The organism is Senegalia massiliensis (assembly GCF_009911265.1).
Taxonomy (GTDB): domain Bacteria; phylum Bacillota; class Clostridia; order Tissierellales; family SIT17; genus Anaeromonas; species Anaeromonas massiliensis_A.
In genome coordinates this window covers 92,964-111,770 of sequence record NZ_QXXA01000001.1, presented here as the reverse complement: position 1 = coordinate 111,770, position 18,807 = coordinate 92,964, and the positions used below count along the sequence as shown (strand labels likewise).

The window sequence follows — 18,807 nt, the reverse complement described above, 5'->3', positions numbered from 1 at the left end:
AAGAACCTATACTAGGTTCTTTTATCATTGTTTTACTTCTTTATTTTCTATTGCATCAATTATTGATAAAGCTATATTAGAAGAATGATCTGAAATTCTTTCTAAATTACTTATTGTATCTAGAAATACAATTCCTGATGTAGGATTACAAGTAAAATCATTTAATCTCTTAATATGATTTGCTCTGTAGTTTTGTTCCATTTTATCAATTACAGATTCATATTCTATAACTCTTCTTGCCATTTTTTCATCAGCAGTTTTAAATGCTGTTAAGGATAATGCGAATGCGTCTTCTACATTTTCAAACATCTTATGAAGCTCGTCTAATGCACTGTCGGACAATTTAACTTTATTATCTATTCGATATTGAGCAAGCTCTGCCATATTATCTGCATGATCACCAACTCTCTCTAAGTCATTTACAGTGTTTAAAAGTGTAGTTAATGTTCCATGTTGTTCATATGTTAATGATGCTCTAGTAAGTTCAGCTAAATATTCCGTTATATCTCTTTCTAATTGATTTATTCTTTTCTCTTCTTCAAAAACTTTTATAGTTAATTTTTCATCATTATTATAGAATGCTTTTTTTGCAGTATTTAAGTTCTCTTTTACTATTTTACCCATTCTTAAAACTTCTCTAGATGCCATTCCTACAGCAATTGAAGGTGTTTCTATTATTCTAGAGTCTAAATATTTTAATCCAGCTACTTCTGCGTCTTCACCACGAACTAATTTTTTAGCTGCCATTACAATAAATCCTGCAAATGGTAATTGAATTAAAACATTTGTAATATTAAATATTGTATGAGCATTAGCTATTCTTCTTTGTGGATCATCTGAAATATTTGTTACTATATATTCAATTGGTATATGAAGTATAATCATAAATAATAATGTCCCTATTATATTAAATAATAAATGCATAATTGCTGCTCTTTTAGCTGTTTTGCTAGCTCCTATACTTGATAATAAAGCTGTTGTACATGTTCCTATATTTTCACCATAAAGTATTGGTAACGCCATTTCTAAAGTTATCAAATCTTGACTTGCAAGTGCAAGTAAAAGTCCCATAGAAGCACTACTGCTTTGTACTGCTACTGTTAATCCAAACCCTGCTAATAATCCTAATACAGGATTTTCTAAATTGCTTAATATGTCTACAAAAACTTGAGACTCTTGAAGTGGAGATAATGCTTCCTTCATAAAATCCATACCCATGAAAAGTATAGAAAATCCTATTAAAACCTCTGCAATTTCCTTATATTTTTTTGTAGATGTAAACAACCATATTGCTACCCCAATTGTTATTACAAGAGGAGCTAAATCTGTAAGTTTAAATGCTATAAGTTGTGCAGTAAATGTTGTACCAATATTTGCACCCATTATAATTCCTATTGCTTGACTTAAATTCATGATTCCTGCATTTACAAATCCTACAACCATTACTGTTGTTGCACTACTGCTTTGTATAAGTATTGTCACTAAAGCTCCTACAAAAACGCCAATAAAACGATTTTTAGTAAGTATACTTATAAGACTTTTCATTTTATCTCCGGCAACTTTTTGAAGTCCCATTCCCATCATATTCATACCATATAGAAATAAGGCGAGTCCTCCTAATACACCGATAAGAATCTTCATTCGCAATCCTCCTAATCAATTAAATATTTTACGCACAAGTACTATAATACAATAAAATATATTGAGTTATGTTAAATCTATGTTAAATCTAAATGTGAAATTTAAATCATATTCGGAAAATTTATTTGTCTTAATGCCTCATATGCGATTATATTTACTGAATTAGATAAATTAAGTGATCTTGCATTTTCATTTTTAATCATAGGAATTCTCATAGCCTTTTCCTTATTTTCATTTAATATTTCTTCAGGAATACCTTTAGTTTCCTTACCAAAAATAATATAGCACCCATTACTAAAACTCATGTCAGTATAGGAATTACTAGATTTAGTTGTAGCATAAAAGAACTTATTTGAATCATTTTTTTGCTTAAATTCTTCAAAGCTATCATAATAATATATATCTAATAAATTCCAATAATCAAGACCTGCTCTTTTAAGGTATTTATTTTCTAAAGAAAATCCAAGTGGCCTTATTAAATGTAATTTCGAACCTGTAGCTGCACATGTTCTTGCTATATTCCCTGTATTCTGTGGTATTTCTGGTTCTAATAAAACTATATTAATACTCATAACTTATCTCCTTTATTTTATAATACTAATTTTTCTATTATTTTTGCTACTCCATCATTGTCATTGGTATCTGTTACATATGTTGCATATTCTTTTACAATATCTATTCCATTTCCCATTGCAACAGATGTTCCCGCATATTCTAACATAGATAAGTCATTTTCATTATCTCCAATTGCAATAACTTCTTCTCTTGATATATCATATAAATTACAAAGTTGTTTTAAAGCTTTACCTTTTGATACGCCCTTATACATTATATCCAAACTCCCATGCCATGAGCTAACTACTTCTATTTCCTTGTTTTTTGATAATTCTATTCTTGAATTTTGTATCCTTTCCATATCATTATCCATAACAACAATTTTATATACTTTAATATTTTCTTTTTCTACAAAACTTAAAGGGTCTTCTACTATTTGTATATTAATTTTATTTTCTTCATCTTGTTTTTTATTCCACTCATAATATTTCAAAGAATTATATTCTAAATCTTTAGTATAAAAATTCTCATTATCATAAAAGTGATAATAAAGATTATTTTTTTCTAAAGTATCTATAATATTTTTAAGATCATTATTTTTTATAGGATTTTCAAGTATTATATTATCTCTGTGATATTCACTTACATATGCACCATTACAAGCTATTATTGGTGTAACTACTTTTATTAGTTTTGCAAAGTAAGTAGCTGAAGAAAATATTCTGCCTGTTGATACTACCACTTGTACACCTTTTTTTGTTGCCTCCATTATAGCTTCTTTATTTCTTTCAGAAACTTTTTCTTCATTATTCAATAATGTTCCATCCATATCAATTGCTATTAATTTATATTTCAAATTCTTCTACTCCTTTATTATATAAAATTCTTTTTCTTAAAAAGAACATAATATATTTAAATGTTCCTTTTTCTATCTTAATTTCTTTTTCTAAATATTTAATAATTTGTTTAATTTTATCTTCTTTTTCATTTGATAATTCTTTATTACCATATACAGTAAAAATATAAATGTTAATAAAGTAATTTAATTTTTCATTTACCCTTTCATTTATATTTATTCTACTACTAAATTCTTTTTCAGTTTCACCACTTACTTTAGAATACCCTAAATAATCTAAAGTATTTAATATCTCTTTATAATAAAATTTCATCTTTTGAACAGAATTATAATTTTTCATTTTTTGAATATGAATTTTTTTACGAATCATAAGATGTGAAATTATAGCTATTACAAATATAATAATAATGAAAACTATCCATAATATAGATTTTAACACTAAATTTTTAGAATTATCATTATTAGTTAAGTTTATATTTCCACTATCTTCATTTAATCTTTCTTCTTCAAGTATCTCTTGTAATTTATCATCTCTATTTATCGAATTTGGGTTAGTTTCATTATCTGCTTCTTGGTCTATTCTTTCATTTTCAATTCTTTCTTCTGAATTCGGAGCTTCATATGCTGGTGTTGCTTCAAATATCATCCATCCATATCCACTTATATATGCTTCTACCCATGCATGAGCATTTTTACTATAGACTTCATATATACCTTCTTCATTTTTATCTCCAGTTATAAACCCTTCCACATACCTAGTGGGAATATCTAATGTTCTTCCCATTACAGCTAAAGTTGATGCAAAATAAGTACAATATCCTTCTGTTTTTTCAAAAATAAAATTATCTACAAAATCTTCATACTTATCATTTCCTGGGGTGAGTGAATACCCATAATTTTCTCTAAGATAACCTTGTAAAGATAACATTCTTTCATAATCATTAAATTTATCTTTCGTTATCTCTAAAGCTAAATCTTTTGTTCTATTTGTTACTGTATTAGGAAGCTTTAAATATTTATAATCTTTATTGTAAGTTTCATTTATCATGGACTTATCAAAAAAAGGTATTCTTGATTCTACACTGTACCCTTTTTCGTTTAATATAACTTTATTTGTGTATGCTTCATATTCATTACTTACATAAAACTCTTCTTCATAATTTATCTGTTTAGGTATATAGCTGGTAAAAATAGTTGATGTTGTAAGATTTACATAATTAACTTTATATTCTAAAAAAGAACTATTATCTAAATTTACATCATTTAATTCTATATTTTCTCCTTTAGTATACTTTTCAGTAAAATCTTCTGAACTTCTCCAATAAAAACCTGTGTATTCATCTTTTACTATCCCCTTTAAATATAAAGGTCTATCTGATTCTACTTCCATAACTAAAGTATTATCAATTTCAATATCTCCTCCAAGTCTTTTTTCCTGATTTTGATAAGGTGTAAAAGTTAAATCAAATTCTAAACTTTCTCCATAACCTTCAGATTTTTTCAAGTCATTTCTCCACTCTGTTACTTCTGGAAAACTTGATTGAATTTTATTATCCATCCACCTCCATTTTATTGGAGAATAATCTTTTGGAAGTATAAATGCAATTAAAACTATTATAACAGAAATAAAACAGGAATATAAAAAAAGATACTTTTTTCTATAATTACTAATATCCTTGTTTTCCCTTTCCCATATTCCATTTTTAATTTTAAACCTATTAATGATGTAATATGCTAAAATTGTAATAATAAATATATAATAAGTATTGAAAGCACTATCTTGATACCAAAACCACCTATATAAAAAGAAAATAGTTGCCATTATTATAATAGGATACATTCTCTTAAATTTAAAAACTGTAATATATATTAATGAAGTTACTATTAAGCTTAAAGACATAATAAAAATATTAAAATAAGATTTAATAAATTCATTATCATTTCTTATATATCTACTTGTCCATATAAAGAAATTGCTAATATTCTCAATTAATGAATTGAAAATAGGATTATAATATATTTTTAATATAATTGAAAATGAAATAATTCCTCCTAATAATATAGCTAATATTATAGGTTTTTTGTCAAAAATCAAACCTGCTATTAGAGTTATTATTGTAGTTATAAATACAATTAAAACTGCATTTAAATCCATTTCACCTTCTAAAGCCTCTAACGTTACTTTTATTATAGTTAAATTAATTATGAAAGTAAAAATTAATTTATACAAATAATTTAATTTTTTATCCAAATTATTCACCTAAAATCTTTTCTATATTTTCACCATTAAAAAGTTTATATACTATTACTTTTAGTGTTCTCAAATTAGAAATTTTTTCTTCATCAATTTTTGAATAACTATCTTTAATTATAAATAATGTAACATTTATACCTCTCTTTCTTATATTAAAAATTGTTTTAATCATATTTTCATCTATATCTATAGTAACTATTATAACAGTTGTTCCAATAGATGTAGTATTTATTTCTTCAGAAATAATATTTGAAATTCTTCTATTACTTTTAGGAAATATACTTATTATAGAATTTAAATAATGATTAAAAACAGATACATTATTTAATTTTAAATTTATTTTTTCATTTGAATATGTTATAAATTCAGTTTCAATTCCTTTTGTTAATGTAAAATATATAATACTTGATGTAAGTTCTACTAATCTCTCTTCTAAAAATTTATCATCATTAGAGAATTTATCTATTTGAAAATCTAAAAATAACTTAATATTTAGGTTAGATGAGGTATTATAATTTTTAACAAAAAATTCTCCCTTTCTTGCACTAGTTTTCCAATGAATTCTCTTTATACTATCTCCTGAGTTATATTTTCTTAAATTTTTAATATTAGAATAATCTTCGTTATGTTTTTCATTTGTCTTATCAGACCCAAAAAATTCCTTACCTAATAAATTTATATTTTTTATATTATAAACCTTTGGAAACACTGTTATTTTTAATGGATCTTTAATTGTTATATTAACTTTTGATATTTCAAATATATCTTCTAAAATAATATTTAAGATTCCTAAATCATATACCCCTCTATGATTTGCTTTAAATTTCTTTTTAAATTTAATATAATCAAAAGACTTTATGAAATAAACTCTTGTATTATCTTTTTGTTCAATTAAATTTTCATGTAAATTTTGCTCTAATTCAGCATATGGAATTGGAAATAATCCCCCATTATATATTTTATATTCTATTTCTATAGTTTCCCCTCTTATAAATTTATCTTTATTTGTCCAAAAAACTCCTTCTAAGTTTTTCTTGTTTTTATAAATAGAAAAATGGGAATATATTAATATGATTATAACAATAAATAAAAGTAAGTAAGGAAATTTACCACCTACAAATATAGCAAATATAAAAAGAATTAATAATAATATATAAATCAATATTTTTCTTCTCATTTTAACCTCTTTATATATTTAATTTATAAAATATACTATTTAAAACTGACTCTGTACTTATATTATTAAATCTAGATTCTGGTTTTAAAATTATTCTATGAGAAAACACAGGTAAATATAGCTTTTTAATATCATCTGGCAAAACAAAATCTCTACCATTTATATATGCAAAGGCCTTAGCTGCTTTATATATTAATAAAGAGCCTCTTGGACTTATTCCAAGTTTTATTTCTTTATGATTTCTAGTATTATTTACTAATTCTATAATCATATCTTCTATTTCTTCAGATACAAATACATCTGTTACTTCTCTTTGCATTCTTGCTATATCATCAAGTGTTAATACAGGTGATAGATTTTCTAAAGGAGTTATATTAGTATAATTTCTAAGTATTCTTTTCTCACTCTCACTATCAGGGTATCCTAAACTCATTTTCATCATAAACCTATCTAATTGAGCTTCTGGAAGAGGAAAAGTACCTTCATATTCAATAGGATTTTCAGTTGCAAGCACCATAAATGGATATTCTAACAAATAAGTCTTACCTTCTATGGTAACTTGTCTTTCTTGCATAGCTTCAAGCAAACTTGATTGAGTCTTAGGTGAAGTTCTATTTATTTCATCTGCTAATAATATATTTGAAAATACAGGTCCTTTTTTAAATTCAAATTCTGTAGTCTTAGGGTTAAAAATAGATACTCCAGTAATATCAGAAGGTAATAAATCAGGTGTAAACTGTATTCTACCAAAGCTACTATTTAATGATTTTGCAAGACCATGTACTAAATTAGTTTTACCTACACCAGGCACATCTTCTAAAAGTACATGTCCATTTGAGATCAAACAAGTTATTATATACATTATTTCTTCTCGTTTTCCAAAAATAACTTTATCTATATTCTCTATCAGTTTCTCTATGTGCTTATTCATATTACCCCTCTTTTTTAATTATTTGTCATAATATTATAATTATTATATCATTAGTTTAAAAAATTAAAAACTCTTGATTAATCAAGAGTTTTTAATTTTACATTATTATATTATAAGTTTTATGATAACAACTATAAATATTACTACTATCATAAAACTTATTAAATTTTGTTTTTTTCTCCATATTTTATTCCTTTTCATAAATACCTCCTAAAATAGTATAATATTAAATACTATTCCAAGATAAATATATTTATGAAATTATCCTTCTTTTTGAATTACATTCTTATAATATAAACAGTGATTAGTCAAAGGACACTCACTGCATTTTGGACTTCTTGCTTTGCAAATTCTTCTTCCATGGAAAATTAGCCAATGATGTGCATCTGACCATAAATCTTTATCTATATTTTTCATAAGCTGATTTTCAGTTTCATCAACATTTTTAGCCTTAACTATTCCTATTCTATTAGATACTCTAAAAACATGAGTGTCTACAGCTATGGCATCTTTACCAAAAGCATTACTTATTACTACATTAGCTGTTTTTCTACCTACTCCTGGTAGCTTTATAAGTTCCTCTCTAGTCTTAGGAACTTCTCCATCATAATCTTCTAAAAGAATCTTACAAGTGCTTAATATATTTTTACTCTTATTTCTGAAAAAGCCTATACTTCTTATTTTTTCTCCAAGTTCTTCTGTAGTTAAAGATAAAAAATCTTTAGGAGTTTTGTATTCTTTAAATAAATCTTTTGTTATTGAGTTAACTCTTTTATCTGTAGACTGAGCGGATAAAATAGTAGCTATTAAAAGCTCAAATGGATTAGTAAAATTAAGTTCTGATTTCGCATCAGGATATAAATTTTTAAGTATTTCTAATACTTCCTTTGTTTCTAATTTATTTAACTTTTTTCTCATGTTTGCCTCCACTTAAAGTATTTCTATAAAATGATTAGTTATTTCTATTCTACTATCTCGTTCTATAAAATTTAATACATTTGATATAGTACTATTTGCATGACTTACATCATTTGTTACAATGGAAAATCCAATTGTAGATACTTGCCATTTATCATTATTATCCACTTCTGAAATAGACACATTGAATCTTGATTTAATTCTACCAATTATACTTTTTATTACATGTCTTTTTTCTTTAAGAGAATTAGTACTATATATAAGTAAATCTACACTACATACCCCTATTATCATATATGCCACCTCAATTAAAACTTAGCTTATTATATAAATTTCTTAGATAATACAAAAGAGCACTTAAAGTGCCCTTTATATTTATATAATACCCATCTCTTTTCCTACTTTTTCAAAAGCATTAACTGCTCTATCTAATTGTTCTTTAGTATGTCCAGCAGTAACCATGCATCTTACTCTTCCTGTTCCTTTTGGTACAGTAGGGAATACAATTGCTGAAACAAATACGCCTTCTTCTTTAAGCTTTTTACTAAATTCCATTGACTCAGCTTCATTTCCTATTATAACAGGAGTTATAGGAGTTTCACTTTTTCCTGTATTAAACCCTAATTTCCCTAACTTCTCTTTAAAGTATTTTGCATTATCCCATAACTTATCTGTATATTCTTCTGTTTCCATTAATATTTTAACTGCTTCTATTATTGCTCCTACAGCTGCTGGAGGAAGTGATGTTGAAAATAGAATTGGTCTGCCTCTATGGTTTAACCATTCTTGAGCAGATTTGCTTGTAGCAACATATCCACCTATTACACCTATAGCTTTTGAAAGTGTACCTATTGTAAAGTCAACTCTCCCATGAAGATTAAAGTGATCTACAGTACCTCTTCCACTTTTACCTAATACTCCTGAACCATGTGCATCATCTACATAAGTCATCGCATTATATTTTTCAGCTAATTCAACTATTTCTGGTAATTTAGCTATATCACCATCCATACTAAATACTCCATCAGTAATTATAAGTACATTATTATAATTCTCTCTTTTTTCTTTTAAAACTCTTTCTAAATCTTCCATATCTGAATGTTTAAATATTGCTTTATCAGCTTTACTTAATTTAACACCATCTATTATACTAGCATGATTTAATTCATCAGATATTATAAGGTCTCCCTTTTCTGTAACTGCTTGTATTGTACCTGCATTACAATTAAATCCTGATTGAAATACCATAACTGCTTCTTCTTTTTTAAATTCAGCTAATATTTCTTCTAATTCTTCATGTATATCCATATTTCCTATGATTGTTCTAACAGCTCCAGCTCCAACACCATATTTTTCAACTGCCTCTATTGCAGCTTTTTTAAGTCTTGGATGATTTGCAAACCCTAAATAATTATTTGAAGATAAATTTATAACTTTTTGTCCATTTAATACTACTTCTGCCTCATTAGCACCTTCTAATATTGGTAATTTTCTATAAACTCCTTCATCTTTTAACCCTTCGATTTTCTTTTCTAAAAATCCTGTGTTAGACATTTACATTCCTCCTTAATTTATATATAAATATATTCAATAAATATTTTCTAATTCCTCTATATAAAATATTAAATTTTCTTATAAAAATAATCATTTTCGCCTAGTTTTTAAAATATCTATTTCTTTCTTATATCCTTGTAATTCATTTGGAGTCTCTAAAAAGAACGGTAAATCTTTTAATTTAGGATGATTTATAAAATTTATTATTGCATCTAAACCTATAGTTCCTTCACCAATTTTTTCATGTCTATCTTTATTGCTTCCAAATTCCATTTTACTATCATTTAAATGAATTGCTTTTAATTTTTCTAATCCAATTATATCATCAAATTCTTCTAATACTCCATTAAGGTCATTAACAATATCATAACCACCACTAAAAATATGACAAGTATCAATACATACCCCTATTTTATCAGAGTATTTCACTTTATCAATTATAGATTTTAACTCCTCAAAGTTCCTACCGATTTCAGTTCCTTTACCACTCATCGCCTCTAATAATATAGTAGTTTTTTCATCTCCATTTAAAACCTCATTTAATAGCTTTGCTATTCTATCTATTCCATATTCTGAGCCCTTTCCAGTATGACTTCCAGGATGAAAGTTATATAAGCAATTGCCTATAACATCTAATCTTTTAAGATCATCTTCCATTGCATACTTTGCAAAATTCCATATTTTATCCTTATATGAAGCTGGATTCATTGTATATGGAGCATGCGCTAAGAGTACTCCAAAGTTATTCTCTTCTCTAATAGTATTCAGATTTTTAATATCATCTAAATCTAAATCTTTGGCTTTTCCACCTCGTGGATTTCTTGTGAAAAATTGAAATGTATTAGCATTTATTTCAACTGCTTCTTTAGCTGCATTGCTAAATCCTTTTGCAATTGATAAATGACTTCCTATTATCAAATTATCATCTCCTTACTATATAATAACATCAAAAATAAATATAACTATCATAATTACTGCTATAGTACTATTAAGTACTACTCCTAAAAGATAACCAATAAATCCTGCAAAACCTATTCTAAATGAAGCATTTATACTCTTTCTAACAAATAATTCTCCGATCATCGTTCCAATAAATTGACCTATTATTAACCCTATAAAATTAAGGGATAAAAACCCTATTATTCCACCTACTATAGCACCTATTATACCATATCTTGATCCCCCAACTTTTTTTGTTGTTATTAAAGAAGTTATATTATCAAGAATGATTGTAATTATAGCAAGTGTTAAAAGTATTATAACACTAATTACAGATAAATTTTCAAAACTAGTTATTATTCCATATATTAATGCAACAAAAAATATGAGTCCAGTTCCAGGTATTGCAGGAAGAAATGTTCCCATAAGTCCAATAAACATCAATACCATTGATATAATTATTAGAACTATATCCATATATAACCTCCTTAAAAGATATTACTTACTTATATAAATATACCCATAATTTATATTATAAATAAATTTAAATATTAAATCTATATTATAAATATTATATACTTATTTATAATTTTTTATTTTATGATATAATTTTATTATCAATATTTAGAATGGAGAGTTATTAAAATGATGAAGGTTGATAGAAATCCTTTAAAAAGATTTGATTATTTTTTACTTTTTATTATATTAACACTTACAATATATGGATTTTTTTCTATATATATTGCAACTGGAACTATTCTAGCATTAAAAAGTCAAATAGCTGCATTTATAATAGGAATAATTGCTATTATAATATTATCTCTCATTGATTATGATATATTTGGTAAACTTTATATCCCTATATATGTATTATCTAATGCTTTACTTTTAGCTGTAGTACTATTTGGTACAGGAGCAGAGGAGTGGGGTGCAGATAGCTGGCTAGTTATTGGAGGTTTTAGTTTCCAACCTTCTGAAATTGTAAAGTTAGGAGTAATCATATCTCTTGCAAAGTTCATTGAAAAAAATGAAAAAGATATAAATAATATATTTACACTTATAAAAGTTTTAACTTTTGCTTTTATACCAATTTTATTAGTAGTAGAAAATGATTTTGGTACAGGACTTGTATTTATGTTCTTTACAGCTGTAATGTTATTTGTAGCAGGTTTAAATTATAGATATATTATATATGCTGCTATAGCAGGAATTATTAGTTTACCTATATTATGGTTTGGATTTTTAGATGATTTTCAAAAAAATAGGGTATTAGTATTTTTTGATCCTTCCCTAGATCCAATGGGAGCTGCATATCAAATTACTCAATCTAAAACTGCAATAGGCTCTGGTAAACTTATTGGTAGATTTATAACTTCTGATGGTAATTTAAATGAAAAGTTTGAATGGATTCAAAAGAGTGGTTTTTCAGGACTAAGCTGGTTACCTGAAAAACATACAGATTTTATTTTTGCTGTTATAGGAGAGGCTTTTGGACTAGTTGGTGGACTATTGTTAATCTTTTTATTCCTATTATTATTATATAGACTAATATTAATAGCAAAAAAAGCAAAAAATTCTTTTGGTTCTCTTACTGTAATTGGTATATCGGCTATGATTACTTTTCATATCATAGAAAATATAGGGATGACTCTAGGTCTTATGCCTATAACTGGAATCCCCCTACCTTTTATTAGCTATGGAGGTACTTTTCTACTCACAAATATGGTTGCAATGGGTATTGTATTTAGTATAGCAATGAGAAAAAGCCAAATAAACTTTTAAATATTAAAGCAAAATGTGTACACATTTTGCTTTAATATTTTTTATTATTGTTCTATACAATATATTATTTTGATCTGATAATTTATCTGGTAACTTCTCAAATAATTTTACTAAATCATCGGTACTCCATCTAGGTCTAGGTTCAAAAATAGCTATTTTTGCAATAAATATCAAGATTTTTTTTCTATTATTCTGTTCTACTGATTTATAATAACCAATTGGTTTTATATATTCTGCTATAGCTCCACATTCCTCAAATATTTCTCTTATTGAAGATTGTATTATATTTTCATTCTCATTACTCTTTGATTTAGGAAATTTCCAACTTTGATTTATAGAATCAAAATACATTACTAGCTTTTCTTCAAATATAGGTACTATAACTGAATTTTCATATTTTAAAAAATCAATATTTTTATCAAAGTTAAATTCCAATTCTGGAAAATTAATATTTTTACCATATACTTTATTTTTCATAACATCACCATACTATAATCTTTTATTATATAATACTTAAGACCATAGCACTTTGACATAATTATTTAAAAAATACTTAAATTAAGCTCTCTTGATAATTCATATAATAGCTTGTACCCACCAATAGAATTACCTTTATCATCTAAAGAAGGTCCATATGTTCCTATACCCATACGATGTGGAACAGCTGCCATAATTCCTCCACCTACGCCACTCTTTGCAGGAATACCTACACGAATAGCAAACTCTCCTGATCCATTATACATTCCGCAAGTTACCATAAAAGTTTTAACAATTCTAGTTATATGTTCTGATACAATTTGTTCTCCAGTTCCTGGAATGATTCCTTTATTTGCTAAAAATAGTCCGATTTTTGCTAAGTCTATACAATCAACTTTTATAGAACATTGTTTAAAGTATACCTCTAATATATCTTCAATATCTCCTTCTATTATCCCAACATCTTTCATAAAATAAGCCATTGCTCTATTTCTATCTCCAGTACTTTTTTCAGAGAGATATACATCTTCATCTATATCTAATTTGTCATTTCCTGATATTTTTCTCATAAAATTTAGTAATCTAGAAAACTTTTCATCTTTGTCTTTGCCTTTTAATAAAGAAGATACAACTATTGCCCCAGCATTTATCATAGGGTTTAAGGGTCTGGATGGCATTATAGTTTCAAGTTTTATAATAGAATTAAATGCATCTCCAGTAGGTTCCATCCCTACTTTATCAAATACAACTTCTTTTCCATTATCCATTAAAGCCAACATTAATGAAATAGTTTTTGAAATACTCTGTATGGTAAATTTTTTATTATAATTGCCTGATTTATAAATATTACCTTCCATATCTGCTATACAAATTCCTAAATCTGTAGAATTTGCTTTTCCAAGTGATGGTATATAAGTAGCAACCTCACCTTCTTTAGTTATATATCTGCTTTTATTTATTATGTTATTTAATTTATTCTCCATAATACCTTCCTATTCTTCCTCCCTATAAGCACTTCCACCTATGAACTCTTTTAATATTGATGTAGAAGGAATTATATCATCATTCCTTATAATTTTAAAGTACATTAAAAATTTTAATAACCTTTTTGCTTCTGCAAAATATATACTTGATCTATCAATTTTTTGTAGAAGTGGTTCTGCATATTTCCTTAATATTGCAAGTTCATAAACAAGTGCAGAATTAAACATTATATCAGCCTCTTCTTGGTATGGAAATATATTTCTTTCTTCTCCTCTTCTTACTGATTTCCATAACTCTAAGGTCCCTTCAGCAGTTCTTCCTCTATACATACTATCTCTTACTATTCTTCTAATGAGTCTATTATCAGTAGTATGAATTCTATTATGATTATCAATATTTAATTGAGTTAATGCGCTTATATATATTTTATACTTATACATATGTGGAATCTTATTTGTAAGCTTTTCATTTAATCCATGTATACCTTCTATAATTATTAGTTGGTCCTTTTCTATACTAAAATCTTTTATCTTTATTTCACGCTTACCTTCTATAAAGTCAAATTTGGGTATATCAACTTTTTTCCCATCTAATAAATTTATTAGATCATTATTAAATTTTTTTATATCAACTGCTTCTATAGACTCAAAATCATAATTTCCTTCTTCATCTAATGGAGTATCTTCTCTATTAACAAAATAATCATCAATAGAAAGTGATATTGGTCTTTTCCCATTAATTCTTAATTGCGTGTATAACTTTTGAGCAAATGTAGTTTTCCCCGAAGAGGAAGGGCCAGCAATAAGTATTATTTTTATCTTTTTATCATCACATATTTTATCTGCTATATTTGCAATCTTTTTTTCATGAAATGCTTCAGATATTCTTACTATCTCAGGAATTTCTTTATTCATAATTTTTTCATTTAAAGAAGCTACATTTTCAAGTTCTAAAATCTTTACCCACTTTTCTGACTCTTTAAATATTTGAGCTAATTTATTTTGTTCTTCAAATTCAGGTATTTGATAATTAAATTCTTTTCTAGGGTACTGTAAAACTATCCCAGGATGATAGTATTTTAAATCAAATGATTTTATATAACCAGTGGATGGAGCTAAATAACCATAAAATTTATCATAATATCCATCTAATTTATAAACATGAATATTGTCTTTTTCTCTATACTTTGCAAGCTGTAATTTATCTTTCATTCCCTGTTCTTTAAATATTTTGTTTGCTTCACTTGTTTTCATAACTAATCTTTCTATTGGTAAATCACTTTTTATGATTTTATTCATTTGATTCTTTATCAAATTTAAATCTTCTGGAGTTATACTTACCTTTTTATGTATTTCTATATATAAGCCTTTACTTAGAGAATGTTCTACACTTGTCTTTGCATCTTTAAATATATCTTTTATAGCTTTTATAAATACAAATGTTAAAGTTCTAACATATACTCTAAAGCCATCCTTATCCTTTATATCTAATAATTCAATTTCAGTATCTTTATTCAGTTTATAGTCTAAGTGCATAATTTCATTATTAACACGAACGCTTAAATAATTTTTATGGATTTTATAATTAACTTGTTTAATAACATCTTTTATTGAGATTCCTTTTTCAAATTTCAAGCTTTGATTTCCATCTATACTAATATTTATAGCCATTTAATCACTCCTTTAATTATATTAATTAACATATATACTAATATATTTTTAAAATAATAATTTCACTAAAAAATGTTTTTTAGTATCTCATCATATTTATATTCTAATGGTATCTCAAAAGATTTACCATTTAAATATTCTAACCCACTATCTAAATTATTAAATTTAATTTTATATGATACTAAAAATTGTGAATTTAATTTTATATTTTTATTTATATTTTTATTTGTATATTTTTTATCTCCTACTATAGGATGATTAATAAAATTTAAATGTGCTCGTATTTGATGAGTTCTTCCTGTAATTAATTCAACTTCTAATAGAGTATATTCATCATTAAACACTAATGGTTTTATTCTAGTTTCAATCCTTTTAGCATTAGAAGCATTTTTATCAGTTATTTCAACCATATTATTTCTACTATTCTTTATAATATAATTTTCTAATAACATTTCTTTTTCTACCTTACCATACACTAAAGCTTTATAATATTTATCAATATTTCTATTTCTAATAGCTTTATTAATATTTTTAAGTGCATTATAATTTTTAGTTCCAATTATTATTCCTGATGTATTTCTATCTAATCTATTTGATATTGCCGGAGTGAAAGTTTTTTCTAGTTCAGGATTATATTCTTTTTTATCAATAAGATATTTAATTAATGCATTTGATATACTTTCTTTATCATCTAAATGTGAATGAGAAATGTCACCTTTCTTTTTATATATTAATATTATATTGTCATCTTCATATATTACATTTAATTTTATGTTTGATTTTATTTCTTCATAATCACTTCTAAATTTATTAATTGTTTCCATAGACATGTATAATTTTAGTTCATCATTTATATTTATAATATCATCCGGATATGCTCTTTTAGAATTTAGCTTAATTCTTTTTTTTCTTATCATTTTTTGAATAAATCCCTTTGGTGCTTTATCCATATATTTAATTAAAAACCTATCTATTCTTTGTCCAGATTCATTTTCTGAAATTTTTATTTTTATCATATTATACCAACCCTTATTATATAGTATATAACTATAATAATACTAATTTACTCATTAATACAAGGAATATTTTGCATATTAACTAGAATTGATTATTATAGCTTAATTATGATATGATTATATATGTATTTTAAATATTTAAACCTATAAGTTAGAAAGGAGAACATCATGAAAAACTTTTTTGAAAAACTAAAAGACTTTATATATGACTACATAGATTTTATAACAGTTATTTTAGTTATAATATTAATAGGAGCTATTATTTTTTGGAGATTAGATATATTATTTACAGATACTGAAGTAGATAACCCTAGTAATGAAAATGATACCAATATAGAAGAACCTAAAGAAGAAAGTAATCCTAATGATGAAAAAGAAGATGAGAAAAACAATAGTGATGAAAATGAAGAAAACCAAAAAGATGAAAGTGAAGAGGACTCAACAGATGAAGAAGAAGTATCTTCTAATGATGTAGAAATCAATATAGAAACTGGATCATCATCAGAAAGTATTGCTGATACATTATTAGATAACAATATAATTGATGATAAAGAAGAGTTTTTACTTCGTTTATCAGATCTTGGCCTAGAAACTAAATTAAGACCTGGAACTTTTGTATTAAAGCAAAATGATAATATAGATACTATAATTAAAACTCTTGCAAATCAAATTTAAGAAGGTGGCTAAGCCACCTTCTTAATATTTTACATTTACATATTCATCTATTAATGATTTCCTACTATTAGCTATAAATACTTTTTCCTTTTTTAATATATCTAATATTTTAAAACTTTTAGAGTGAAGTATAGCTTTATTATAATTTTTTAAATGAATTTCATATAATCTTCCTTGAAGACTATCTGAATTAACTTTTATATAATATGCTTCCATATTTTCAAATTTTAAAAATTTAAGTAACTTTAAAGTTGATTTATCTTTTTCACCATAATAAAAATAACCTTCATCTAAAAAAGATTGATAATATTTTAATGGTTCACCTTTATCTTTTAAATTTTTTGCTTCCATATAGTAATATTTTGCCAACATATTATAATATTGATAATTATACATTCCTTTTTCAAAACTATCAATTTTTTTAAATGGTTTTATATTTAATTTTTCTATAAAATTCACATTGGCCATTATATATTCCCTTTTAGAAATATCTCCTATTTTAAACTGCATTATTAAAGAATCTCTATGTTTAAAAAATTTCTCAAATTTACTTTCTTGTTTATCACAAATCATTTTTACACCCTATCTATTTAAAATATCTATCTCTTTACTAGTTAATTCTCTATATTCGCCTAATTTTAAATTTGAATCTAACTCCACATTTCCCATTGATATCCTTTTCAAATATATAACTTTTTTACCTAAAGAAATAAACATTCTTTTTATTTGATGAAACTTACCCTCTCTTATTATAACATAGCATTCAGATATTTCATTAGATTTTTTTATGTCTAGTTCAGCAGGCAATGTAATATTTTTTTCTCCAATATCTAATCCTTCTTTAAAAGCTGTTTTATCATTTTCATCAAGATATCCTTCTACCTTAACATAGTATTTCTTGTCTACATGTTTTTTAGGAGATAATAATTTATGAGCAAGATCACCATCATTTGTAAGTATTAATAAACCTTCTGTATCTTTATCTAACCTTCCCACCGGAAATGGATTAAAAGCTTTATATTCATCATCTATTAAATCTATTACAGTTTTACTATGATTATCTTCTGTAGCTGATATAACACCTGATGGTTTATTTAACATTAAATATATAAATTTTCTATAATTAATTTTTTTGTTTTTAAATTTTATATTTTCTTTATAAGGGTCTATTTTGATAGAATTATTTTTTATAACTTCATTATTTACCTTTACCATTCCAGATTTAATGTTTTTCTTTATATCTTTTCTGGAACCATATCCTAGATTAGCTAAGATTTTATCTATTCTTTCCTTTTTAGACAACTTAATCTCTCCCATATATTTTTTATTTAGAATACATTTTATATTTTAACACATACTAAAATTATTCCAAAATAAA

19 protein-coding genes are annotated in these 18,807 nt (G+C 25.3%); 2 read left to right on the top strand and 17 right to left on the bottom strand.

Annotation, left to right across the window (positions count from 1 at the left end):
• Positions 1 to 24: 24 nt before the first annotated feature.
• The 11 genes from D3Z33_RS00530 to D3Z33_RS00480 all read right to left on the bottom strand — a co-directional run bounded on the left by D3Z33_RS00530 (position 25) and on the right by D3Z33_RS00480 (position 11,302).
• Positions 25 to 1,641, bottom strand: coding sequence for a Na/Pi cotransporter family protein (locus D3Z33_RS00530; protein WP_201750373.1), 1,617 nt, complete (start codon positions 1,639 to 1,641; stop codon positions 25 to 27).
• 101 nt (positions 1,642 to 1,742) lie between these two features.
• Positions 1,743 to 2,213: a tRNA (uridine(34)/cytosine(34)/5-carboxymethylaminomethyluridine(34)-2'-O)-methyltransferase TrmL gene (gene trmL, locus D3Z33_RS00525; RefSeq protein WP_160195848.1), complete on the bottom strand. Its 471-nt coding sequence runs from the start codon at positions 2,211 to 2,213 to the stop codon at positions 1,743 to 1,745.
• 17 nt (positions 2,214 to 2,230) lie between these two features.
• Complete coding sequence (locus tag D3Z33_RS00520) at positions 2,231 to 3,052, bottom strand: Cof-type HAD-IIB family hydrolase (protein WP_160195847.1); 822 nt, start codon at positions 3,050 to 3,052, stop codon at positions 2,231 to 2,233.
• Entirely contained in the window at positions 3,042 to 5,303 is a 2,262-nt protein-coding gene (locus tag D3Z33_RS00515; protein ID WP_160195846.1) for a transglutaminase-like domain-containing protein, read from the bottom strand. Before D3Z33_RS00515 ends, D3Z33_RS00520 begins: the two co-directional genes overlap by 11 nt.
• A 1-nt stretch (position 5,304) precedes the next feature.
• Positions 5,305 to 6,483 carry a DUF58 domain-containing protein gene (locus D3Z33_RS00510; RefSeq protein ID WP_160195845.1) on the bottom strand — a complete coding sequence of 393 codons (1,179 nt, stop codon included), beginning with the start codon at positions 6,481 to 6,483 and terminating at the stop codon, positions 5,305 to 5,307.
• 10 nt (positions 6,484 to 6,493) lie between these two features.
• Positions 6,494 to 7,414, bottom strand: coding sequence for an AAA family ATPase (locus tag D3Z33_RS00505; protein WP_160195844.1), 921 nt, complete (start codon positions 7,412 to 7,414; stop codon positions 6,494 to 6,496).
• Positions 7,415 to 7,675: 261 nt separating this feature from the next.
• On the bottom strand, positions 7,676 to 8,332 hold the full coding sequence (nth, locus tag D3Z33_RS00500) for an endonuclease III (protein ID WP_160195843.1): 657 nt from the start codon (positions 8,330 to 8,332) through the stop codon (positions 7,676 to 7,678).
• A 12-nt stretch (positions 8,333 to 8,344) separates the two neighbouring features.
• Positions 8,345 to 8,626: a DUF503 domain-containing protein gene (locus tag D3Z33_RS00495; RefSeq protein WP_160195842.1), complete on the bottom strand. Its 282-nt coding sequence runs from the start codon at positions 8,624 to 8,626 to the stop codon at positions 8,345 to 8,347.
• An 81-nt stretch (positions 8,627 to 8,707) separates the two neighbouring features.
• On the bottom strand, positions 8,708 to 9,886 hold the full coding sequence (locus tag D3Z33_RS00490; protein WP_160195841.1) for a glycine C-acetyltransferase: 1,179 nt from the start codon (positions 9,884 to 9,886) through the stop codon (positions 8,708 to 8,710).
• Between the two features lie 90 nt (positions 9,887 to 9,976).
• The gene (locus tag D3Z33_RS00485) at positions 9,977 to 10,804 is read right to left on the bottom strand and encodes a deoxyribonuclease IV (RefSeq protein ID WP_160195840.1); all 828 of its coding nucleotides are present in this window, start codon (positions 10,802 to 10,804) and stop codon (positions 9,977 to 9,979) included.
• 15 nt (positions 10,805 to 10,819) lie between these two features.
• Positions 10,820 to 11,302 carry a DUF456 domain-containing protein gene (locus tag D3Z33_RS00480; protein WP_160195839.1) on the bottom strand — a complete coding sequence of 161 codons (483 nt, stop codon included), beginning with the start codon at positions 11,300 to 11,302 and terminating at the stop codon, positions 10,820 to 10,822.
• Between the two features lie 168 nt (positions 11,303 to 11,470).
• Here D3Z33_RS00480 and rodA point away from each other — a divergent pair, with 168 nt between their 5' ends.
• The gene (gene rodA / locus D3Z33_RS00475) at positions 11,471 to 12,607 is read left to right on the top strand and encodes a rod shape-determining protein RodA (protein WP_160195838.1); all 1,137 of its coding nucleotides are present in this window, start codon (positions 11,471 to 11,473) and stop codon (positions 12,605 to 12,607) included.
• A gap of 3 nt (positions 12,608 to 12,610) precedes the next feature.
• Here the strand turns inward: rodA and D3Z33_RS00470 are convergent, their stop codons facing one another.
• The 4 genes from D3Z33_RS00470 to D3Z33_RS00455 form a co-directional block, all read right to left on the bottom strand.
• Positions 12,611 to 13,084 carry an NUDIX domain-containing protein gene (locus D3Z33_RS00470; protein WP_160195837.1) on the bottom strand — a complete coding sequence of 158 codons (474 nt, stop codon included), beginning with the start codon at positions 13,082 to 13,084 and terminating at the stop codon, positions 12,611 to 12,613.
• A gap of 65 nt (positions 13,085 to 13,149) precedes the next feature.
• Entirely contained in the window at positions 13,150 to 14,067 is a 918-nt protein-coding gene (gene glsA, locus D3Z33_RS00465; RefSeq protein WP_160195836.1) for a glutaminase A, read from the bottom strand.
• Between the two features lie 9 nt (positions 14,068 to 14,076).
• Positions 14,077 to 15,738, bottom strand: coding sequence for a nucleoside kinase (locus D3Z33_RS00460; protein ID WP_243153382.1), 1,662 nt, complete (start codon positions 15,736 to 15,738; stop codon positions 14,077 to 14,079).
• Positions 15,739 to 15,803: 65 nt separating this feature from the next.
• A complete protein-coding gene (locus D3Z33_RS00455; protein ID WP_160195835.1) occupies positions 15,804 to 16,754 on the bottom strand; it encodes an RluA family pseudouridine synthase in 951 nt (316 codons plus the stop codon).
• Between the two features lie 168 nt (positions 16,755 to 16,922).
• Between D3Z33_RS00455 and D3Z33_RS00450 the strand changes: the two genes are divergently transcribed.
• Positions 16,923 to 17,429 carry an endolytic transglycosylase MltG gene (locus tag D3Z33_RS00450; RefSeq protein ID WP_160195834.1) on the top strand — a complete coding sequence of 169 codons (507 nt, stop codon included), beginning with the start codon at positions 16,923 to 16,925 and terminating at the stop codon, positions 17,427 to 17,429.
• A 21-nt stretch (positions 17,430 to 17,450) separates the two neighbouring features.
• On the opposite strand, the gene D3Z33_RS00445 is transcribed toward D3Z33_RS00450, so the two are convergent.
• Both D3Z33_RS00445 and D3Z33_RS00440 read right to left on the bottom strand, forming a co-directional pair.
• Positions 17,451 to 18,002: a DUF6648 family protein gene (locus D3Z33_RS00445; protein WP_160195833.1), complete on the bottom strand. Its 552-nt coding sequence runs from the start codon at positions 18,000 to 18,002 to the stop codon at positions 17,451 to 17,453.
• Between the two features lie 9 nt (positions 18,003 to 18,011).
• Positions 18,012 to 18,731 (bottom strand): pseudouridine synthase, encoded by a 720-nt coding sequence (locus D3Z33_RS00440; RefSeq protein ID WP_160195832.1) that lies wholly within the window; start codon positions 18,729 to 18,731, stop codon positions 18,012 to 18,014.
• Between the last annotated feature and the right edge of the window lie 76 nt (positions 18,732 to 18,807).

Bases quoted from the DNA above. Each gene is read 5' to 3' on its own strand.
- D3Z33_RS00530 (WP_201750373.1), bottom strand. From the start codon at position 1,641: ATGAAGATTCTTATCGGTGTATTAGGAGGACTCGCCTTATTTCTATAT.
- trmL (WP_160195848.1), bottom strand. From the start codon at position 2,213: ATGAGTATTAATATAGTTTTATTAGAACCAGAAATACCACAGAATACA.
- D3Z33_RS00510 (WP_160195845.1), bottom strand. From the start codon at position 6,483: ATGAGAAGAAAAATATTGATTTATATATTATTATTAATTCTTTTTATA.
- D3Z33_RS00505 (WP_160195844.1), bottom strand. From the start codon at position 7,414: ATGAATAAGCACATAGAGAAACTGATAGAGAATATAGATAAAGTTATT.
- nth (WP_160195843.1), bottom strand. From the start codon at position 8,332: ATGAGAAAAAAGTTAAATAAATTAGAAACAAAGGAAGTATTAGAAATA.
- D3Z33_RS00495 (WP_160195842.1), bottom strand. From the start codon at position 8,626: ATGATAATAGGGGTATGTAGTGTAGATTTACTTATATATAGTACTAAT.
- D3Z33_RS00490 (WP_160195841.1), bottom strand. From the start codon at position 9,886: ATGTCTAACACAGGATTTTTAGAAAAGAAAATCGAAGGGTTAAAAGAT.
- D3Z33_RS00480 (WP_160195839.1), bottom strand. From the start codon at position 11,302: ATGGATATAGTTCTAATAATTATATCAATGGTATTGATGTTTATTGGA.
- rodA (WP_160195838.1), top strand. From the start codon at position 11,471: ATGATGAAGGTTGATAGAAATCCTTTAAAAAGATTTGATTATTTTTTA.
- D3Z33_RS00470 (WP_160195837.1), bottom strand. From the start codon at position 13,084: ATGAAAAATAAAGTATATGGTAAAAATATTAATTTTCCAGAATTGGAA.
- glsA (WP_160195836.1), bottom strand. From the start codon at position 14,067: ATGGAGAATAAATTAAATAACATAATAAATAAAAGCAGATATATAACT.
- D3Z33_RS00460 (WP_243153382.1), bottom strand. From the start codon at position 15,738: ATGGCTATAAATATTAGTATAGATGGAAATCAAAGCTTGAAATTTGAA.
- D3Z33_RS00455 (WP_160195835.1), bottom strand. From the start codon at position 16,754: ATGATAAAAATAAAAATTTCAGAAAATGAATCTGGACAAAGAATAGAT.
- D3Z33_RS00450 (WP_160195834.1), top strand. From the start codon at position 16,923: ATGAAAAACTTTTTTGAAAAACTAAAAGACTTTATATATGACTACATA.
- D3Z33_RS00445 (WP_160195833.1), bottom strand. From the start codon at position 18,002: ATGATTTGTGATAAACAAGAAAGTAAATTTGAGAAATTTTTTAAACAT.